The 19,333-nt window shown below is 63.6% G+C and carries 17 protein-coding genes; 9 read left to right on the plus strand and 8 right to left on the minus strand.

Translation table 11 applies throughout. From position 1 onward, the window contains the following. Positions 1–99 precede the first annotated feature (99 nt). Positions 100–1,731 carry a flippase gene (locus tag ACSFC5_RS13270; RefSeq protein ID WP_440765727.1) on the plus strand — a complete coding sequence of 544 codons (1,632 nt, stop codon included), beginning with the start codon at positions 100–102 and terminating at the stop codon, positions 1,729–1,731. A 418-nt stretch (positions 1,732–2,149) separates the two neighbouring features. Here the strand turns inward: ACSFC5_RS13270 and ACSFC5_RS13275 are convergent, their stop codons facing one another. Continuing rightward, positions 2,150–2,818 carry a CDGSH iron-sulfur domain-containing protein gene (locus tag ACSFC5_RS13275; RefSeq protein ID WP_440765728.1) on the minus strand — a complete coding sequence of 223 codons (669 nt, stop codon included), beginning with the start codon at positions 2,816–2,818 and terminating at the stop codon, positions 2,150–2,152. 113 nt (positions 2,819–2,931) lie between these two features. Here ACSFC5_RS13275 and ACSFC5_RS13280 point away from each other — a divergent pair, with 113 nt between their 5' ends. Continuing rightward, positions 2,932–3,354 carry a CoA-binding protein gene (locus ACSFC5_RS13280; RefSeq protein ID WP_440765729.1) on the plus strand — a complete coding sequence of 141 codons (423 nt, stop codon included), beginning with the start codon at positions 2,932–2,934 and terminating at the stop codon, positions 3,352–3,354. Between the two features lie 181 nt (positions 3,355–3,535). Here the strand turns inward: ACSFC5_RS13280 and ACSFC5_RS13285 are convergent, their stop codons facing one another. Beyond that, complete coding sequence (locus tag ACSFC5_RS13285) at positions 3,536–4,624, minus strand: glycosyltransferase family 2 protein (protein ID WP_440765730.1); 1,089 nt, start codon at positions 4,622–4,624, stop codon at positions 3,536–3,538. After that, positions 4,624–5,883 (minus strand): polysaccharide deacetylase family protein, encoded by a 1,260-nt coding sequence (locus ACSFC5_RS13290; RefSeq protein WP_440765731.1) that lies wholly within the window; start codon positions 5,881–5,883, stop codon positions 4,624–4,626. The genes ACSFC5_RS13285 and ACSFC5_RS13290 overlap by 1 nt, the downstream gene beginning before the upstream one ends. A 191-nt stretch (positions 5,884–6,074) precedes the next feature. Here ACSFC5_RS13290 and ACSFC5_RS13295 point away from each other — a divergent pair, with 191 nt between their 5' ends. The 3 genes from ACSFC5_RS13295 to ACSFC5_RS13305 all read left to right on the plus strand — a co-directional run bounded on the left by ACSFC5_RS13295 (position 6,075) and on the right by ACSFC5_RS13305 (position 9,114). Further along, positions 6,075–7,064: a glycosyltransferase family 2 protein gene (locus ACSFC5_RS13295; RefSeq protein ID WP_440765732.1), complete on the plus strand. Its 990-nt coding sequence runs from the start codon at positions 6,075–6,077 to the stop codon at positions 7,062–7,064. Between the two features lie 151 nt (positions 7,065–7,215). Further along, the gene (locus ACSFC5_RS13300) at positions 7,216–8,421 is read left to right on the plus strand and encodes a sugar-transfer associated ATP-grasp domain-containing protein (RefSeq protein WP_440765733.1); all 1,206 of its coding nucleotides are present in this window, start codon (positions 7,216–7,218) and stop codon (positions 8,419–8,421) included. A 150-nt stretch (positions 8,422–8,571) separates the two neighbouring features. Then, the gene (locus ACSFC5_RS13305; protein ID WP_440765734.1) at positions 8,572–9,114 is read left to right on the plus strand and encodes a hypothetical protein; all 543 of its coding nucleotides are present in this window, start codon (positions 8,572–8,574) and stop codon (positions 9,112–9,114) included. Here the strand turns inward: ACSFC5_RS13305 and ACSFC5_RS13310 are convergent. Then, entirely contained in the window at positions 9,065–10,396 is a 1,332-nt protein-coding gene (locus ACSFC5_RS13310) for a polysaccharide deacetylase family protein (protein WP_440765735.1), read from the minus strand. The two genes, ACSFC5_RS13305 and ACSFC5_RS13310, sit on opposite strands and share 50 nt — an antisense overlap. 221 nt (positions 10,397–10,617) lie before the next feature. Here ACSFC5_RS13310 and ACSFC5_RS13315 point away from each other — a divergent pair, with 221 nt between their 5' ends. Continuing rightward, on the plus strand, positions 10,618–12,312 hold the full coding sequence (locus tag ACSFC5_RS13315; protein WP_440765736.1) for an asparagine synthase-related protein: 1,695 nt from the start codon (positions 10,618–10,620) through the stop codon (positions 12,310–12,312). 140 nt (positions 12,313–12,452) lie between these two features. Continuing rightward, positions 12,453–12,986 (plus strand): hypothetical protein, encoded by a 534-nt coding sequence (locus ACSFC5_RS13320; protein ID WP_440765737.1) that lies wholly within the window; start codon positions 12,453–12,455, stop codon positions 12,984–12,986. A 24-nt stretch (positions 12,987–13,010) separates the two neighbouring features. Here ACSFC5_RS13320 and ACSFC5_RS13325 read toward each other — a convergent pair whose 3' ends face one another. After that, positions 13,011–13,637, minus strand: coding sequence for a DUF7344 domain-containing protein (locus ACSFC5_RS13325; protein ID WP_440765738.1), 627 nt, complete (start codon positions 13,635–13,637; stop codon positions 13,011–13,013). A 387-nt stretch (positions 13,638–14,024) separates the two neighbouring features. Here ACSFC5_RS13325 and ACSFC5_RS13330 point away from each other — a divergent pair, with 387 nt between their 5' ends. Together ACSFC5_RS13330 and ACSFC5_RS13335 are read left to right on the plus strand one after the other, a co-directional pair. Further along, positions 14,025–15,023 (plus strand): DUF1616 domain-containing protein, encoded by a 999-nt coding sequence (locus ACSFC5_RS13330; RefSeq protein WP_440765739.1) that lies wholly within the window; start codon positions 14,025–14,027, stop codon positions 15,021–15,023. Continuing rightward, on the plus strand, positions 15,024–15,602 hold the full coding sequence (locus ACSFC5_RS13335) for a metal-dependent hydrolase (protein WP_440765740.1): 579 nt from the start codon (positions 15,024–15,026) through the stop codon (positions 15,600–15,602). 60 nt (positions 15,603–15,662) lie between these two features. On the opposite strand, the gene ACSFC5_RS13340 is transcribed toward ACSFC5_RS13335, so the two are convergent. The 3 genes from ACSFC5_RS13340 to ACSFC5_RS13350 form a co-directional block, all read right to left on the minus strand. Further along, positions 15,663–16,268, minus strand: coding sequence for an HAD family hydrolase (locus ACSFC5_RS13340; RefSeq protein ID WP_440765741.1), 606 nt, complete (start codon positions 16,266–16,268; stop codon positions 15,663–15,665). 122 nt (positions 16,269–16,390) lie between these two features. Beyond that, positions 16,391–18,373: a putative glycosyltransferase family protein gene (locus tag ACSFC5_RS13345; RefSeq protein WP_440765742.1), complete on the minus strand. Its 1,983-nt coding sequence runs from the start codon at positions 18,371–18,373 to the stop codon at positions 16,391–16,393. Then, the gene (locus tag ACSFC5_RS13350; RefSeq protein ID WP_440765743.1) at positions 18,366–19,328 is read right to left on the minus strand and encodes a glycosyltransferase; all 963 of its coding nucleotides are present in this window, start codon (positions 19,326–19,328) and stop codon (positions 18,366–18,368) included. The genes ACSFC5_RS13345 and ACSFC5_RS13350 overlap by 8 nt, the downstream gene beginning before the upstream one ends. Positions 19,329–19,333 lie beyond the last annotated feature (5 nt).

Below are 19,333 nucleotides of genomic sequence, written 5' to 3' on the forward strand. Positions count from 1 at the left end.
CAGTCGCCACCGTCCTGACACTGTGAGCACGGTGGACGCAGAACGATCGTCGGCGAGGGGGGCCGCCGACTCTCGGTCCGAACGCTCCCGGGGGAACGCGTGAACCGAAGCATCGCGAGCGGCGTCTTCTCGGTCGTCAGTGCGAAGGTCGTCGTACTCGTCCTCACCGCACTCTCGACGCCGCTGCTGTACCGGTTTCTCGGTGCGTCGGGCTACGGCGACTACGCCTTCTTGATGTCCGTCTTCGCCATCTACATGATCTTCGTCAGTTCCGGAATTACCGACGGCGTCCGGAAGTTCCTCGCCGAGGACCGCAACGCGACGAACTGGAGCGAGCACGTCGTCGGCTTCTACTTCCGGCTGGCGGTCGGTCTCGCCGCCGTCGGTGCTGTGTTGCTGGTCCTCGCCGCGCAGTTCAACGTCGTCAGCTTCGCCTTCGGCGAGGAGTTCACGATCTACTTCTACGTCCTCGCCGTCCTCGTCGTGACGGCGCAGTTTCGCGACTACGCCCGAAAGACGCTCATGGGGTTCGGACTCGAGCGATACTCCGAGCCGCTGAAGATCCTCGACAAGGTCGGGTTCGTCGCCGTCGCGCTTCCGCTCGCGTACGTGTTCGGCGTGATGGGTGCGCTCGCGGGCCACCTGGCCGCGAGTCTGCTCGTCGCCGTCGCCGGACTGATCATCGTCCACCGTCGGATCTCGCTGTCGTGTATTTACAGCAAGCCGACAGAACGGTTCCCGCGCACGGAGATGCTCACGTTCAACTCGATGAGCATCGTGCTCGTCTTCCTGCTGATGTCGCTCTATCACATCGACATCGTGATGCTCCAGCACTTTCGAGAGAGCGCGGACGTGGGGAACTACCGGGCGGCGCTGGTGCTCGCCGAGTTCCTCTGGTTCGTTCCGCTGGCGATCCAGACCGTCTTCGTCCACTCGACCTCCGAACTCTGGTCGCAGAACCGCCACCGGAAGATTTCGGCACTCGCGTCGAAGGCGACGCGGTACACGTTCCTGCTGACGGCCGTCATGGCGGTCGGGCTCGCGGCGTTAGCCGACGTCGCCGTGCCGATCTACTTCGGCTCGGAGGCGATGCCGGCGATCGAGCCGCTGTTATTGTTACTCCCGGGTGCGCTCGGCTTCGCGCTCGCGCGTCCGATTCTGGCGATCTCACAGGGGGAGGGGACGCTCCGGTATCCGGTCGCAGCCACCGGCGCGGCGGCGCTGATCAACGTCGTCCTCAACTTCGCGCTCATCCCACGCTACGGGATGCACGGCGCGGCCGTCGCGACCAGCGTCGGCTACGGGACGATGTTCGTCTTCCACTGCTGGAGCGCCCGAGTCGTCGGCTTCGATCCGCTCGCGGACGCCCGAATCGGTCGGGTGGCGCTGACGACGGTCCTCGCTGGCGCCCCCATCGTCGCCCTCGCGACGGCGATCTCGAGTCCGTGGCTCGCCCTCGCCGTCGTTCCGCCCGCCGGCTTCGCCATCTTCGTCGCCTTCGCGCTGCTCGTCGGCGCGCTCGACCCGTCCGAGCCGTTCGAGGTGCTATCCATCTTCCCTAATCCGCTCGGCTCGAGAGCCGCGTCGATCCAGGAGCGACTCGAGAGCGACGGCGACGGCCAGTCGCGGAGCTGGTACCAACACCTGTTGTTCGTCGCCGGTCTGTCGCTGCTCGTCTCGGGGCTCGCGCTGGGGGTTCTGGAAGCGGACGCGCTGTTAGTCGTGCCCTGAAGGAGGGAGGCTTTCTCGAGAGGGTGTTCGGCCGTCCGTCGACGGTCGAGAGTGTCACGCAGATCGTTCCGACTCGAGAGTTGCGAGTGATCGACTCGAGGATGGCGATTCGGGCGGTTCGTCCGCGATCCTCACGCGGTTACGCGTTCGTTCCGCCGAACCTGTTGACGTCCTCCCCGCCCTAACGGACGGGGCTTTCTCCTCGCATCCACGTATTCTCCTCGCACCCACCTAACGCCTCCGTCGTTCGCTCGGCAGTTCGAGATCAGGATCGGCGCTAGCGGCCAGCGTTTTTGGTGCGCTCGACCACGGTGGCGACTTCGTGGTGGTAGTCGAATTCGCGACGGCTGCGGCGGCAGCCATCTTGAGGGGGTCGTCATCGAAGGAACGGATACCGGTACACGTTTTCGCTGTCGAACTAGTCGGGAGACACGTCGCTCGAGAACCCGATCTTCGCGTGCGTGCCGTCACAGTCCGGTTTCTCCTCTGAACCCCCGCACCGGCACAGTGACGCACCGCTATCGCACGATTTCGTCCCGCCGTCCTGTCCCTGCATTTCGAATCGTCCTTCGATACGAAGTGGTCCATCGGGCACCGGCGTCACCCGTACGGTCCCATCTGCGGTGGGACGGTCCGCAGTCGATCCGTCGGTCGAGATCGTTCCAGACGCTTCGAACTCGACTTCTTCGTGGCTACTGTCACAGAGCGGTTCGTTCGAGGATGCACCACAGCGACAGAGTGCAACTCGCGTATCCTCGAGCAAAACCGTCCCGTCGGGGGCGGTGATCTCGACGTCGCCCGAGAGGTACAGCGGTCCGTCCGGAACGACCGTGACCGTGTTCCGCTCCGGTATCGGTTCCTCGTACTCGGCGTCAGGGTGGTCGAACTGCAGGGCGCCGGTCGGACACGCCATGATCACGGACATAAGCTCCTCGACGGCAGCCTCGTCGGGCTCGATCCACGGTCGCTTGTCAGGATCGAACACCGCCGGCAGTCCGCGTACGCACTCCTTCGCGTGAATGCACCGATTGACGTCGTACTCGACGACGATGTCCTCGCCGGAGTACTGGTGAATGTCTTCTTCCATTGTGTTCGCTACTTGGATCGACGCTTTCGCGGGATACAAGGGTTGCGGCGTGTTAACAAACACGATGTGGTTGCCAGCGTAACACTGATTCTCGGCGTTCCACTACACGACGTATGCCAATCGAAACCCCCGATGAACTCCGCCGAATCCTCGAATACGACCGCGTCGCAGTCGTCGGAGCCTCGACGTCGCACGAGAAGGCCGCACACATCGTGCCGGCGTATCTCCAGCGCCACGGCTACGAGATACGACCGGTCAATCCGACTGCGACCGAGATCTTCGGCGAACAGGCCGCCGACTCACTAACCGACGTCGAGTCCCCCATCGACATCGTCGAGATCTTTCGGCCGAGCGAGGAAGTCCCGGAGATCGTCGCGGAGGCGCTGGATCGTGACGACGTCGAGGCGATTTGGATGCAGGCTGGAATTCGGAACGACGAGGCGGCACGAGCGGCCGAAGCCGCCGGCGTCGACGTCGTTCAAGACCGCTGCATGAAGGTTGAACACGGCCAGCTAATCCGCAACCCGATGGACTGAGTTGGGGACGCAGACTGTCCGTTCTGTCTCCGAAAATCTGGCCGGTTGCTTTTGTGCTCGGGGCGCCAGCAACGAGTTGGGAATCCAGGACTGTCCTTCCTTCGCGCTAGCACGTCCACCTCGAGGTGTTCGGATAACTGCTACAACGAACTGTCAGCCGCCTGTGAGCCGGGGCGCTTCGTTACTGTACCTGCGTCTCGAGGTGTTCGCTCTCGGCCATGTCGAACACCATCGCGAACAGCAAGAACGCGATGCCGGCGACGAACAACACGACGGTCGCCGATCCATCGATCAGCGCGCCGAGACTCGTGACTGCGGCGAGCAGCGCCGCACCGGCGGCGAGGACGCCGGCGCCGGCCAGCCCGGCGCCGACGAGGTAGAACAGCGCGAGCGGGTGGAAGTCGAGCGCGAGGTACTTGGTCTTCAGCCGCCAGAGGAAATTCTGGAGCAGCATCGTCGAAACCTTCGGGATGTAACTCGAGTAGGTGATGCTCGACTCCTCCTCGCCGTAGACGGCCGGCATGGCGACGTCAGCGACGCGCATGCCATGGACGTTCAGCTTCACGAGCAGGTCGTTGCAGTAACCGTAGTACTCGTAGAGGTTCTCGAGGTCGACCGCCTCGAGCGCGTCGTTCGAGATGGCTGTGTAGCCGTTCTGGGGGTCCATCGTCTTCCAGTAGCCCGAAGCGATCTTCGTCAGGAAGGTGAGGATCGCGTTGCCGACGAATCGAAATCGCGGCATCGCGGCCCGGTACTCCCTCGAGAGGAGCCGGTTTCCCTTCGCGTAGTCGGCTTTTCCCTCGACGATCGGGTCGAGGAGCCGGGTCATCTGCGAGAGATCCATCTGGCCGTCCGCGTCGACGGTGACCGTCGCGTCCACGCCGTCCTCGAGGGCCGCGAGGTAGCCGGTCTTGATCGCCCCGCCGGCACCGAGGTTCTCGCGGTGTCGAATCGGGACGACGCGGCCGATCGGGTCGCGTACCGACGCCCGTTTGGCGAGCGCAGAGACGCCGCCGTCGCGGGCCGCTGGTTCCCCCGCGACTCCGCCGTCGGCGACGAGTTGTGCGTCCTCCCTCGAGTCGGCCGACCCGTCTGAACCTGCGTCCGCTCGGGCCGCCTCGAGGATTTCGTCCCAGGTACCGTCGGTCGACCGATCGTCGATGGCGTAGATTCGGTCGACGTAGTCGGGCATCTCGCGAATCACGTCGCCGACGAACCCCTCCTCGTTGTAGGCGGGCATCACGACGCCGACGCTCGCGTCTCGGTACATCAGCTTCCCTCCAGCAGCTCCGAGGCGGTCACGACCTCGATGTCGGCGTCGTCGACGTGCTCGAGAAGGTCCTCGAACGCCTCGGTCGACAGGCCGTCCTCGCCGATGTGCTCGAAGTGCAAGACGGCGAGCTGGCCGTACTCCGCCGCGCGGTCGACGTATCGTTTCGTCGTCTCGCCGTCGGCCCCGGAGAAGACGCCGACGTTATGCGGGTCCGTTAGCGGGAGGGCGTTCGGGCCGCCGCCGTAGCGGAACGCCTGCTCGTGGAACTCCCGAACGAGGTCGATCGTTTCCGGGCCGAGGACGTTCCGCGGCGTGACGAAGTGTCGCGCGCCGTCCTCGAAGCCGCGACTCTCGAGGAACGCCTTCGTCCGCCTGATCGCGCCCTCCTGTTCCTCCGGCGAGTAGTCGTGGAGGTACTGCGCGCCGGTTCGCGGCCGCGCGGCCATATCCCAGCCGGCGTCGTCCAACGCCTCGAGTTGGTCGATCGTGAGCCGGTCGGACTCGCCTAGCGCCTCGTAGATCACCGCTTCCACGCCGGCGAAGTCGTAGTCCCCCATCGGCTCGAGCGCGTGCTCGTAGTGGCTCTCGAGCGTGCCGTCGAACAGCAGCATTACCTTCCCCGTTTCGGGTCGGTCGACGGCCCGGAGGTCGTCGATCCGACAGTCGATCGATCCCGACTGATCGCCGCGTCGGCGAGCCGTCAGGCGGATCTCGCGGACGTCCGTGAGATCCGGATCACCATCGATCTCGCTGGTGCCGAAGTCGACGCGCACCCAGCGGTCGGTCGGCCCGGTGAGGGTGCGCTCCATCGCGTACGCGTTCCGCGAGTTCGGCGCGTACAACTCGAGGGAGAGGTGCAGCTGGTCGCGGCCGGTGAAGGTGACGGCCAGCGAGAGGTTCTGATCGGACAGGTCGATGCCGTCGGAGCGCACCTGATAGACGGCAGCGTGCTCGGTGTCTTCGGGCGCCGAGAGGCGAGCCGACTGCGACCCGGCGTAGGGGTCGTCCGTCTCGGCCTCGAGGCTCCCGGCGTCGATCATCGCCGCCCAGTCGCTGAGATCCTCGAAGTCCTCGATCGTCTGGCCCGGGAGGTCGAGGGTCCCGTCACCGTCGTCCTCGTCGGGAGTCCGTGCTTCCGCTGACGGCTCGCCGCCATCGTCGCGCCACTCGCGGACGGTCGAGAGACAGCCGGCGAGACCGATTGCCCCGGCCGCGCCGACGGCTGTCACGAACGATCGTCGGTTTCGATTCGTCATTAGCGGCGTCGACGAACCGTTCGGTCTTTCTTATAGAGTTGTTAGGCTCGGAGCGGGTCGAGTTCTATCGTCCGGCCAGTTCTGCTACGCGCCGTCCCGCGAGTCGTAGGGCTCGCGAGACGGAATCCAAAACTGCGACGCCCAGTTTACCGACTCGATAATAATGCGACGCGAACGGCTAGAACCGGAAAATGACTCGCGTCAGCGTCATCATCCCGACGTACAACAGAGCACGGACGCTTCCACGGGCGATCGACAGCGCGCTCGCACAGACGATAGACGACCTCGAGGTCGTCGTCGTCGACGACGGCTCGACCGACGACACCGATTCGGTGCTCGCCGAGTACGACGACCCGCGGGTTCGGCCGGTCGTCCACGCGACCAACCAGGGGGCGAACGTCGCCCGAAATACGGGGATTGGCCACGCCCGCGGCGAGTACGTCGCCTTCCTCGACTCCGACGACGCGTGGCGCTCCGAGAAGCTCGAGCGACAGCTCGAGACCCTCGACGGACGGTCCGAGGAGTGGATCGGCGTCTACTGCGACGCGGCGTTCGAGCTGTCGGGAACGGACGGCTGGTTCCGATCGACGGCCGCAACCGTCCTCGCTCGCGGGGACGACCGGCCAGCGATGGAAGGCGGCGAAGAGCTGATCGGCGAGATTCTCGCGGACAACGTCCAGCCGGGCGCCGGCTCGACGCTGCTCGTTCGAACCGACGTCGCCCGCGAAATCGGCGGCTTCGACGAACAACTCGACCGGTTTCAGGACCCCGAGTTCTGTCTGCGGGTCCTCGAGGCGGGCAACCTCGCGTACGTCGACGAGGAACTGGTCGTCCGCGAGGAGACGGGAATCCCGCCGGCGGACGTCATCACAAACGCCGACGAACAGTACCTGTCGATGTATGACGAGACGGTCGAGCGCTTCGAGAGCGAGGGGTACGAAATTCGTTCGAGCCACCAGCTGATCCTCGCGAAGTGTTACTTCTCGGAGGGGCGACTCCTCCGCGGCCTCTGGCACCTCCGGAAGGCGGCGCCGTCGCGACGACAGTATCCGGGGCTCTGCTGGGCCGCCGGCGTCGGCGTTCGACGGCGACCGGTGCCGATCATCGCGACGGTCGCGTTCGTTCTGGTAACGATCGCCCTGATTCAGGGTGTAGTCGCTCGTCGCGTCTTCACCGACTAACGCTCGTCCTGCCGACACGAATACGTATCGGTGCTAGAGAATAACGTAGCATCCGTTGTTTTGCTGACTGAAACGATGTCGTGATCGCTCTCGAGCCTGCAACGGTCTTGTCGAATCGATAACTAACCCGCTCTCTCCGGCAGCGTGTGACGTGAACGTCAGAACACTCTACCACGCGGCCAGAGGACTGCAAGACCTCGCGGCGACCGAACGCGAATCGGCCGCCTCGCCGTCGATCCGGCGTCGGCTCTGGCTCTGGCGGCGGGGCTTTCTGAGCCGCTCCGATGCCGTCTACGACCTCGACGAGTCGACGTATCGAGACTACCTGAACGACTATCAGCGGTTCGTCCGAACGAAGCAGATCAACGGAACGTGGTCGGTCGCGCTGTCGAACAAACTCCTCTTCCACCGCGTGATGCAGCCGTTCGACGCCCACCGAATGGGCGTCTACGGTATGATCCGCAACGGTTCGTTCCACGGCGTCGACGGGGGCGACGGCCGACGCGAGGTGACCGACGGTGGCGCGGTCGTCCCGGCCGAGAGCGAGGACGAAACCGATTCGCGGGGGGCTTTAGAGCGTCGGGGTTCGAGCGATGCCGAGCGGCGGGACTCGAATCGACCTGCGCCACACTCGTCCGCGGAAACCCGCAACGCCGCCCAGCGCGTCGTCGAACGGCTCGAGAGCGACGGTCGGCTGGTACTCAAGTGGGTTCGCGGTGGCGGCGGGAACAACGTCCTCCTGTGTGAGCGAACGGACGACGGCTACCGGGTGAACGGCGACCGCTACGCCGAAGCCAAGTTCAGATCGCTGGTCTCAAATCTCGAGGAGTACCTCGTCTGTGAGTACGTCGAACAGGGCTCGTTTGCGGACGGCCTCTACGCGGAAACGCCGAACACCATCCGGATTATCACGATGTACGACGAGGAGCGCGACGAGCCGTTCATCGCTGCGGCGATCCAGCGGATCGGGACGTCGGACTCCGCGCCACTGGACAACTTCACGCAGGGCGGTCTCTCCGCAGAAATCGACCTCGAGACGGGCGAGCTCGGCCCTGGCGTGTGCCCGCCCGGCGACGGCGACCTCGAGTGGCACGCGGTCCACCCCGAGGCGAAGACGCCGATCGACGGCGTGAAGATTCCCGGTTGGAGCGAGATCCGCGAGCGAGTTCTCGAGATGGCAGACAGCTGTCCGTTCGTACCCTACGTCGGCTGGGACGTCATCGTCACGGGTGAGGACGGCGAGTTCTCGGTGATCGAAGCGAACAGCTACCCCGGGCTCAAGTCGATCCAGGTCCACGGACCGTTGCTGGCGGACGACCGAGTTACGCGATTTTACGAGCGCCACGGCGTCCGGTAGTCCGGCCGTTCGCCTGTCGACCACCGGACCGTTTGCTGCCCTGGGACGATCGGTCGCGTCGTCACGATAACCATTGCGGGCGCGATAATAGATGTATTCTCGAGTTAGTCTCGCGATAGTAAACATCGGTTCTCTCCAAGGAGAGACCGGATGCAACGGAACTCCCTCTTGCGACGAACAGCACCGTCACTCACGGTCGGTACCGTACTCGTGAGTCTCGGCGTCACCACGGTGAGCAGCGAGACCGACGAGGGTGTCACGCGGAGGACGGTCGAGATACTCGAGGGGACGGAACAGAAGACGATGGTCTACGCCACGGCCGCGGATGCAGCCGGTCTGACGGGCGGCGTCTACGGCACCGAGGTCGCCGGTTCCGTGACCACGGAGGAGGGAGCCGATTGGGTGATCGACGCTGTCACGCTCGTCACGGTTCTCGAGTCGAACGCCGTCGCGGTCGAGCGCGAGACGCACGGGCGAGGACGGGATCGACCCGAGTTGGCAGTTTCGCCACGGGCGGTCGATGGACCGAGAAGCAGACGGAACGAGCAGTATCAGCGAATCGATGGCACGCTACGGGCAGATCGGATTCGAAACTGTGCAGTGGGGCGCCGGAGCGGGACTATCAACGGGCGTAGCGAGGTCGTTACTCGTAGTGCTGCTCGGTTCGCAGTTCCCAGAGGTCGTCGAACGTGATGACCTCGACGTCGGCGTCGTCGATGTGCTCGAGGAGGTCCTCGTAGTCGTCTTCCGGCATGGTGTTGTTCGACTCGAACTCATGGAAGTTCAGGATCGTACACTGGTTGTGTTCCGCGGCGAGGTCGACACAGCGCTTCGAGATGTCGATGTCGTGACCGATCGTCCGCGGCAGCGCCAGCGGATCGAAGCCGTAGACGCTCGTCGTGTTGACGTTCCCCGCCTGGTTAAAGCCGCCGCAGTAGTGGAACTTCGTCTTCTGCTCGAGGCTCGACCGGTCGTAGCTGTTGTGTGGGTAGACGATGTAGTCGGCACCCTCGAACTCGTTGTTGATGGACCACTGCTTGTCCTGCCGGAGCCTGTTCTCGATCCGTTCGTCGTCCTCGTACTCGTGAATGGCCGTGTGCGTGCCGTGAACGACGATCTGGTCACCTTCCTCCTGGCGCTCCCGAAGCTCCGAGATCGACATGACGCCCTCCCGGCCCTGTTCGACCCATCGCGGAACCGGGGCCTGCACCGCCGGGAAGTCGTACTCGTCGTGCAGCGGCGAGGCAGTCTCGTAGTAGTCGCTGGTGCCGTCGTCCCAGACCAGCATCACGTACCCCTGTTCTGGCTTCTCGTGCGTGCGCAGGTCGTCGATCCAGACCTCCGCCTCGTCCATCGAGTGGAGGACCTGGATCTCGAGTCGGTCGAGCGAGTCCATCGCGGGTTCGTACTCGCTCTCCTGGAAGACGCCCGGACTCGACCGGAACCAGCCGACGTCGGGCTCGCGATACGTGATTTCGCGGAGCGAGTACACGCGCTCGCTACCGAACTGGTCGACGAGACGCAGGTTGATCGTGATGTTCTGTGGCGTCGTCGTCCTGATCGCAAAGGAGAGATCCGTCTCGGAGAGGTCTTCGCCGGTGAGATCTCGCTGGGCGACGACGTTCTCGCTGCCGTCGGACTCCAGTTTGAAACTCTGCTCGCCGTCGTAGACGACGTCCTCGTCCGCCTCTCCCGAACCCTGGACGACCTCCCACTCGTCGAGATCCTCGAAGTCGTCGAAGGACGCTCCCGGCTGCCGGTACTGTTCGCGGCTGTTGTACTCGGTCTCGAGCGGGGGAACGCCGTCCGCGAGCGCCGCCGCACGGTCGGTGGTTTTTCCCTCCTCCGAGGACTCGTCACCGTTGGAACTGCCGGTGAGCGACTCGAGGCGATCGGTACACCCCGCGAGACCAGCGGCCGCGGTTGCACCGGACAGTGCGAGGACTCGTCGTCGCGTCGTTCGGTCGGGTGTCATAGACGAGTCGAAGGTATCGACAGTGACCCCATTATTATAGATACGATAGTTCCCCCTCCCCCACCGTTCAGATCGCTGCTGTGCGGCCGTCTCGGGGCTTAACAATGCCATAGTTAACGACCACAGGCCCGGAGGTGGGACCAATCAGGCGTACGTGTGTGGCGATCGGTCTTCGATCGGCCGCCCTCTCTCGTGCGTCGGCAATACGGTGATCTTCGACGATGAATAGGGAGCTCTTCGGCGTGTTCGGGAGTATCGAGACGTTCGACCGATTCAGATCCAGCGACGAGTTCGACGAGGTGCTCGTCGGCTCGACCATCACGGTCGGGATCAGGGACTCCGACCTCGGAACCCACGGCTGGAGCGCGCGATACGCCGGCGACGACGGCTACTGTGTCATCTGGGGAGAGGTGTACGTCCCCGGCGACGCCTCGAACGCCGCCCGGTGGCTCCTCGAGCGCTACGAGGCGGACGGCCGCGAAGCGCTCTCGGAACTCAACGGCTCGTACGTCGTCGTACTCGACTCCGCGGCCGCCGGTGAAGCGATCGTCGCGACCGACGTGGTCCGTTCTCGGGAGTGTTTCTACACCGACGATCCCGGCGTTCGCGTCTTCGGCACCGACCCCGCCGAGGTCGGCCGTCCTATCGCGGACCGGACGCTCGACCGAAACGGCATCCTCGAGTTCCTGCATCTGGGCGTGACCCTCGGGGAGAAAACCGGCGTGGACGAACTGAATCGGCTCCCGATAGACAGCTACCTCACGGCCGACTCGGTCGAGTCGCTCGAACGGTTCGTCTATCGACCCCAGGAGTTCGACTACGCGACCGAACTCGCGGAGCGTCTCGAGCGCGCGCTTCGACGGCGGTCGGCGCTCCCGGGGACGAAAGGGGTACTCCTCTCGGCGGGGTACGATTCGCGGATCATCCTCTCGCAGGTGGCCGACATCGACCACAGTTACACGGTCGGCTCGCCGGATGCACAGGAGGTACAGGGGGCCAAACGGCTCGCCGAGCAGTACGACGCGAGCCACACCGCGTTCCCGCCGGACGAGCGCTATCTCCGCGCCGACGAGTCGAAGATTCGGTACTCACAGGGGATCAAAGAGTCCTTACACATCCACCACGCGGGCTACACCGACGAGATGGACGTCGACACGATGTATCACGGCCTTCTCTGTGATACCTTCTTCCGGGGCCACTTCACCGCACAGGACAGCGTCGACGTCTTCGGCAAACGCGTCCCGATCGCCCGGCTCGATCCCGATCCGGATCCGATCGAGTCGCTGCTCGGAAAGTTCGGGTACAGCCGCGATGCCAGCCTCGAACTCGCCGAGCGAACGTCGTTCGACGTGGATCCGGAGTCGTTCGTCAGGGAGGCGATCGACGCCGAGTTCGACGCGAGGGGGGATCGCGCGCGGACGATACAGAACACGCTCACCTGCGTCGGTATCGCCAACCAGCCGTCGATTCCGTTCCACAACCACCTGTCGGATCAGTTCCTGACGTCGTTTCTGGCGACCGACCGCGAACTCGTCGACTGGCATCTTCGGACGCCACCGGAACACCGGACGACGGAGACGTTCCTCCAGGCGTGCAAACAGCTCGACGGCGACGTGTTGCGACACAGGCCGCCGGACCGGCCGTACGATACGATGCTGTTCAACGAGATCGAGCGATTCGTCCGTCGGAAGACGCCGTTGCTCTCGTCGTTTCAGCCGCCCTGGCCCGACCGCAAGACCCTCTTCGAGCGCCACGACTTCGACCGGCGGCTGCTCGCCGACGCCGAACACGTCCACGACCTCCCCGCCAGACACAAACTGCGGCTGATCGATCTTCGCGGGTGGCTCGAGTGCTGGACGGACTCGAGAGACCGATCGATTCCGTGGCTATCGCCACCGCAGTCGACGATCGGATAACGTATTCGACGGCAATCGCCCGCCGAGGAGACGGTTCGACGAGATAGGAACCGGTCGAAACCCGTCTAATGACGGGGTAGATCTGTTGCAGCCGGTAAACCGAGACAATACTTATATGTCACGCAGTTTTAGCGCGAGATATGCGTCTGACGCCGCCTTGGTTTCGCTCCTCGTCGGAAGATCCTCCTAGAGAGGACTCCGACGGCGATCCCGATACCAGCGCCGGAGTGACGATCTATCACTCCCCGCCGAGCGATCTTTCAGAGGAGTCGTCCGTATCAAGCCGACGAGCAGCGCACTTCATCCCGGAGTCCGACACCGCGTTGATAGTCGAACTCGACGAGATGAGTACGCCGTCGACCGTCGACGAGGTCGTCGATCAGCTGATCGCGCCCGCGGATCCGCCGGTCGAAACCTGGGCGACCGTCCACGAACGGTTACACCGAGATCGACTTCCGGCGCTCGACGCCTCGAACGACATCGTGTTCGACGAGTCCCAGGGGGTCGTCGAGCGACCACTTCAGGCTCGATCCGGCACGCAGAACGGCGTCGCAGTCGCCTCTTCGGCCGTTTCGACAACGGCTCCGTTTACGCCTTCGCGTGTGTTTCTCGCGCTGCTTTCGCTCGCGCTGTTGGGCGCAGCTGTTTTCGTCGTAATAACGGTTGTCGTATAACAGTTACACTGCGGCGATCAGCCGTTACCGGTTGACGAGTCGGCTAACGGTCAACACCGAAAAGAGGAGCAGAATCAACGCGCTCAACGCGATCCCCGAGAGGAACGAGGTAAACGGCAACTCGATGACGGCACCGACTAGGAGGACGTAACAGAGGACCGTCGCGCCGATGTAATAGTCGTCCCAATTTTCGTCGGTCGCTTGTGCGGGCACGGATTCGTCGGCCGGCTCGATCTGGAGGTACTGATCGACCTGGTTCGCGAGCGGCTTCCGTTCGACGATACCGCGGTTTTTCTGGTAGTCGATAATGCCCGCCTCGTCGAGTTTCGACAGATGAGACTGGTAGAGCGGGATATAGACGCGCTGGCGTTGCGTGGACGTGAGTTGTTCGACCGTCGTATCGTGTTCCCACGCCGCGACCTGCTCTGCAATATCGCGCATACGCACTGGTCCCTCGGTGCCGCGAAGGTACCGAAGAACCAGTCGGCGGCGTTCGTTCTGCAGCAGGTGGAATATTTCGTCCTTGGAAAACGCAGACGTTTCCGATGGCTGATCGACGTCACCGTCGATAGGCGTTTCCGATGGCTGGTCGACGTCGCCGTCCGTCTCCTGCTCACCGTGTTCTTTTTCGCTGATATATGTCGCGTTCATCGCACCAATATCCCGTAAACAGAAGGGGGTAATAAAGCATTGGAACTGTAAATTGTCGATGCGCACGATTTAGGTGGATTCACAAACATTGCTCGCCTTTCTAGTGTTTTTATATCTTCCTCAGATCGACTCTATCGCATATTTATTGGCGTGTTCGGATCCGGAGCGAATTTTTAATTTCCGGCCCTAATTCGGAAATATTGCGGACCGTCTATCTGAATAGGAGACTGTTTCACTCATTGGAACCGTTCAGAACTGGCAAAAGAGCCTTACGTGGAATCAGTATCTGATTTTTGATATTCTGGTGTCGGGCGGCCGGCAGACACCCCCTTCAGTAGACCGCTTATCGTGCCGATAATAAACCAGCTAAGTTCCGTCGACTACCTCATGAGCGACAATCACTGGTGGTTTTTCGACCTCGCAGTCGTCATCGCGATCACCGGCGCAGTGACGTTCGGGGTATTTTCCGGCGTCGATGGCGCCGTCCGTACGGTGTTGCTTATTCCGCTCGTCTGCTTTCTACCGGGCTATGCGTTCGTTTCTGCACTGTTTCCGGACAAGCCAACCGACGAGTATCAACCGTTCGACGACGAGGAAACCGCACTTGGAAATCCGTTAGTCATCACCGGCGGACTCGAGTCGATCGAGCGAACGATACTGTCAGTCGTTTTTAGCGTTGCGACCGTTCCGATGATTGCCCTTCTAGCGTCTGCAACCCCTAGGGGTTTGGTGCTCGAAACGGTGCTCTCCGGAGTTGCAATGTTCACGGTCGTGCTATCGGTACTTGCGATCGGTTCTCGCTATCGGTGTCCAGCCGACCGCCGCTACGCGCCGTCGCTCTCGAAAACATCATTATTTAACACACCATCACGACCGAACGCGTACTCGCGAACGAACACCCGACCGTACAACGTGGCGATCGTCGTCGCGTTGATCCTGTTGGTCGCGAGTGCGGGCTTTGCGATCGCGAACCCGCCTCAAGGTGACGGGTTTACTGAATTCGCCGTCGAAACCGAGACCGTAAGCGGCGATATCGACACGATGTATCAGTCGACGTACACCGCCGGTGAAACTGATGAACTCGCGGTGTCGATCACTAACCAGGAACACGAGGACCGCAGCTACACGACCGTGGCGTTGCTCGAGCGAGTTGCCGACGGCGACGGTACCGATGGCGATGCGAACGTCACCGAAGTGAACGAACTCGACAGGCGGTCGACGACGGTCGCCGACGGCGACACGCACGAGCAGACGCTCGAAATTACTCCGTCGATGCAGGGAGAGGATCTCCGACTGACGCTGTTGCTCTACGAGGACGAGCCACCGTCGGAGCCGACGACCGAGAACGCGTACCGAGCGATCCACCTCCCGATCGAGATCGAATAGATGTGGCCGTGGGAGCACCTCGCCTTCGCGTACGTCCTCTACTCCCTGTTCGCCAACGCGGTGCTCGGACGGTCCCCGACGGGCCGGGAGGCGATTGCCGTGGTCCTCGGCTCACAACTCCCGGATCTCGTCGATAAACCCCTCGCCTGGACGGTCGGGATCACGGAAACCGGCTACTCGATCGGACATTCGATCTTCGTCGCTCCGGTCGTCTGTCTCGCGGTGTACGCGGCGGCCGCCCAACGCAGCGACCGACTCCTCGCTGGCGCGTTTGCACTTGCGTACGGCTCACACCTCGCGACCGACATCTACGATCCGCTGCGCGAAAGTTCGCGACTCGATCCGCGGGTCGTCCTGTGGCCGCTCGAGTCGCCACCGACAGGCGATCACGGCGGGTTCGTCGACCACTTCGTTCTGTACCTCGTTCGGTACGTAAACGAGCTGCTCACCGGCGGCGTGACGCCGTCGGTCGCCCTCCAGCTCGGGCTCGGCGTCGCCGTCGTGTCGCTCTGGCTGGTCGACGGGGCGCCGATCGCCGCAGACGGCTACCGGTGGCTTCGGGGCCGTCTGCGGGCGTGAGTCGGCGTTGATCGCGCGACGCGCCGCTGTCGGGAGTCGACCGAGCAGCCCGTTCGTCGACTACTCCCAATCGAGGCTATCGGGGAGCTCGGCGAATCCGCCGCCCGAGTATCGGTGCGCGGTCCAGCCGGCGTCCCTCGCGCCGTCGACGTCTGAATCGTCGTCGCCCACCATCGCGTAGGCTCGTGCCGGGAGCCGCGCTTCGGCGAGTTGGTAGGGAGCTTCGCACGGCTTGTGCGCGCCGGCTTGATAGGAGGTGACGACCGTTTCGAAATGCAGCTCGAGATCGTGTTCGCGAAGTTTGTGCCGCTGCCAGTCCTCGAAGCCGTTGGTCAGCACGCCGAGCCGATAGCCGTCCGACAGGCGGTCCAAATCCGCGTGGACGGCGTCGGGCGGTTCACAGGCCGTAGCCTCCCGTCTACGGAGTTCGTCCGCTAACTGATCCGGTTCCGAGCAGGCTTCGATACTGGCGAACGCACGCCGAACGGGATCCGGCTCGTGCGCCTCGAACAGCTCGTAGAAGACGTCATTGTACCGTTCGATCCACTCCTCCCGGGCCTCCCCTTCGACCGTTTCGAAGGTCGCCGTCAGTATCTCCGGGTACGCCCGACGGTGCTCGAGCAGCGTTCCGTCCAGGTCGAAAACGATCGCCTTCGCGTTCGCCATCGTCTCGCAGCGTACGGAAACCGGAGCTAAAGATATTCCGCTGGACTGAACCCAACGGAATGGTCCGGTCGGTCACCGGCGTCGAATCGAAAACGACCGTTCCGGCGACGAACGAACGGCGACTATCCGGATCCCGGTCCGGCCGCGCACATCGTCACGTCACCGTTCGTGTAGACCGTGGCCTGATCCGGCCGACAGAGTTGCGGCTGGTCGATCTGCTTGATCCGTCCGTTTCCGTCGGCGTCGGCGAAGTAGACCGCGTCAGTCGACTGCGTCGAGCGGTAGACCGTGTACCCGTGGTCGGCGACGCCGTCGTCCGGAACTGTTGCGGTGCCTATTCCCGACCGGGGATAGGCCCCAGTACGCCAGAACAGCGTCTGGTACGGATGATCCGTGTGGATTCGCTGATCCTCGCGGATCTCGCTTCCAGTTTGAGAGCCGGTCAGTTCGCCGATCGAGTCGACCGCGGCGAGTTCCGCTTCGTTGTACGCCAGTTGCTCGTGGTGATCGCTGAAGACCGGGTTTTCCGAGTTGCTCTCCACCGCCAGTATCATCGCTCCCGGATAGACGAGCACGAAAACCAACAGCACGGAGACTACGACCCGCGAATCGAGACTCTGAACCAGCGTCCGGAGTCCGATCGCACCGAGGATCGCCATCGGCGCGAAGAGGAACGCGAACCAGCGCGTCGGGATGAAGTTCCGGATGCCGAACATCGGCAGACCGAGGACGAAGACCAGCATGAACGCCGCGGCTAACAGGAGCGTGAACACCGACTGTTCGGCGCGTCGCCGGTGGACGACGTACAGACAGCCGACGAACGTGACGCCGAGCAGGAACAGGAATCCGAGGGCGTCCACGTAGGGGACGACCTGATCGAGCAGCGTCGTCGTCGCTTGGGCCGCTCCGTCGGAATCGGCGTTACCCGTGTCGCTCGCGATGTTGAGGAAGCCGGCGCTCTCCTCTATCGTCTGGCTGAAGAAGCTCATCACGGTCGCGAGGAACGACTGATCGCCGTAGGGCGTCAGCGACCAGACGAAGATCGTCAGCCCGAAGTTGAAGACGACGAGTCCGATGAGGTTGACCGGCTTCTTCGACCGGAAGACGCTCGTATCGACGCGCGTCAGCCCAAGCGGGTCGATTTCGAAGACGATCTGGGCGAGAAACGCCGCCAGCAACAACACCAGCATGATGAACGTCGACACCTGGTGGGTGAGGATGACGGCGACGCTGAACAGGACCAGCAACGCGAAGTCGCGGATCGTGTACTCGATGCGCATGACGCGGAGCAGCGAGTACAGCATCGCGAGGAAGAAGACCAGCCCGAGGCTGGTCGGAATGAGGTGCATCCCCCACATCGAGACGTGGCTGGCGAGGGCGAAGAGGGCCGTCGCCAACGTCGCCCACCGCGCGGACACGAGCAGATTCGCCGTGGCGTAGACGAGCAGAACCGAGAGCGGCATCGCGATGCCGACGGAGAGATACAGCGCCGTCCGAAGCGACACGTCGTACAGTATCGACGACGACGCGACTAACAGGTGGTAAAACGGCGACGCGTAGTGTTTGTCGTGACCGATGCCGCCGACGGAACCCTCGTTGACGATCGCCTGCGTGAGCTCCGTGTGGGTCCAGATGTCGATCCCGATGTATCCCGGCGTCGCGTAGAGCGCGGTAAACCGGAAGATAAACGCGAAGGCGACGATCTGCAGCAGCAAGATTCCGGGATGGAGGTCGCGGTCGCTCACGAAGAGGATCTGCCCGATCACGAGCGTCCCGAGGACGCTCGCCGCCCCGAAAAAGAGCGGGGTCCGCGCGCCTTGCATCACCGTCAGTACCACGAGCGCCGAGAGCCCGGCCAAAACGATGCTCGGAAGCGCCATCGCCACTCCCGACGGAAGCGTCGGAAGGCTCGTGGAGTTTGTCCCCTGGTAGAGGGAGACGAGATACAGGGCACACGCGGTTCCGAGGATCAGCGGGACGGTCTCGAGATACAGCTGCGACGCGAAAAACCGCAGCGGAAACAACGCCAGCGCGAGCGCGAGACCGACGATCGCCGCGACGGTGTCGAGTCGTAACGGTCGCAGCTCCGACAGCCTGCTATACACCGTGGCCCACCTCCGCTCGACGACCTGCCGAGTCGTCTCGCTCGAGAACGCGACGGTAGACGGAAAGCAGACTCGTCCCCAGCGCGTCGAGACTCAGCCCGTCGATCGCCTCGCGGCCGTCGGATCGGCGGCGAGCGTCGGCGACGTACTCGAGGCCGTCGATCAGCGCCGTGTCGTCGTCGCTGACGACGCAGTCGGTCACGTCCGCGACCGTCTCGCGGACGAAGCCGACGTCGGTCGAGACGACCGGCAGGTTGCAGGCGGCGGCTTCCTTGACGACCATCGGGCCGCTCTCCCGTTCCGACGTTACGAGGAGGACGTCGCTCGCGTTCATGTAGGACGGAATCTCCTCGTGGTCGACGCCGGTGACCGTCCGCAGTTCGAGGTCGGCGTCGGCGCGCTCGACCAACCGTCGCGCTCGCGGGTAGTCCTTGACGGCTCGCGTCCGATCGTACGGGAAGAGCGCGATCGGCCGGTCGGTCTCCCAGCCGACGCGTTCGCGTGCGTCCGCCTGCGACATCGGTTCGAACAGGTCGGTGTCGACGCCGAACGGGATCAGTTCGTGGTCGGTCTCGAGGACGCTCGACATGGCCCGACTCGGGACGATAGCCGCGTTCGCATGCCGGGCACCGAACCGGCTGAGCGAGCGGAGCCAGTCGTGATCGCTCATCAAATCCGTTCCCCAGAGGGACAGAACGACCGGACGGGTCGGCTGGGCGAGCGCGAACGGCGCGACGAGCCCGTAATTCGCGTGGACCAGGTCGTAGTCGTTCGACCGGAGCTCCGAGAGGATCCGCGGATAGTATCGCGCGTAGTCCGTCGCCGACCGACTCGAGTCGCCGCTGTGTGCGCCGGGGACTTCGAGGACGGTACAGTCGACGCCACGGGCCTCGAGTACCGACACCTGCTGGTCGAAAAACGGTCGCGGGGACGTGACCAACTGAAGTACGTTCATGAATG

Origin of the sequence: Natronorubrum marinum, from assembly GCF_052040125.1 — an archaeon.
Taxonomy (GTDB): Archaea; Halobacteriota; Halobacteria; order Halobacteriales; family Natrialbaceae; genus Natronorubrum.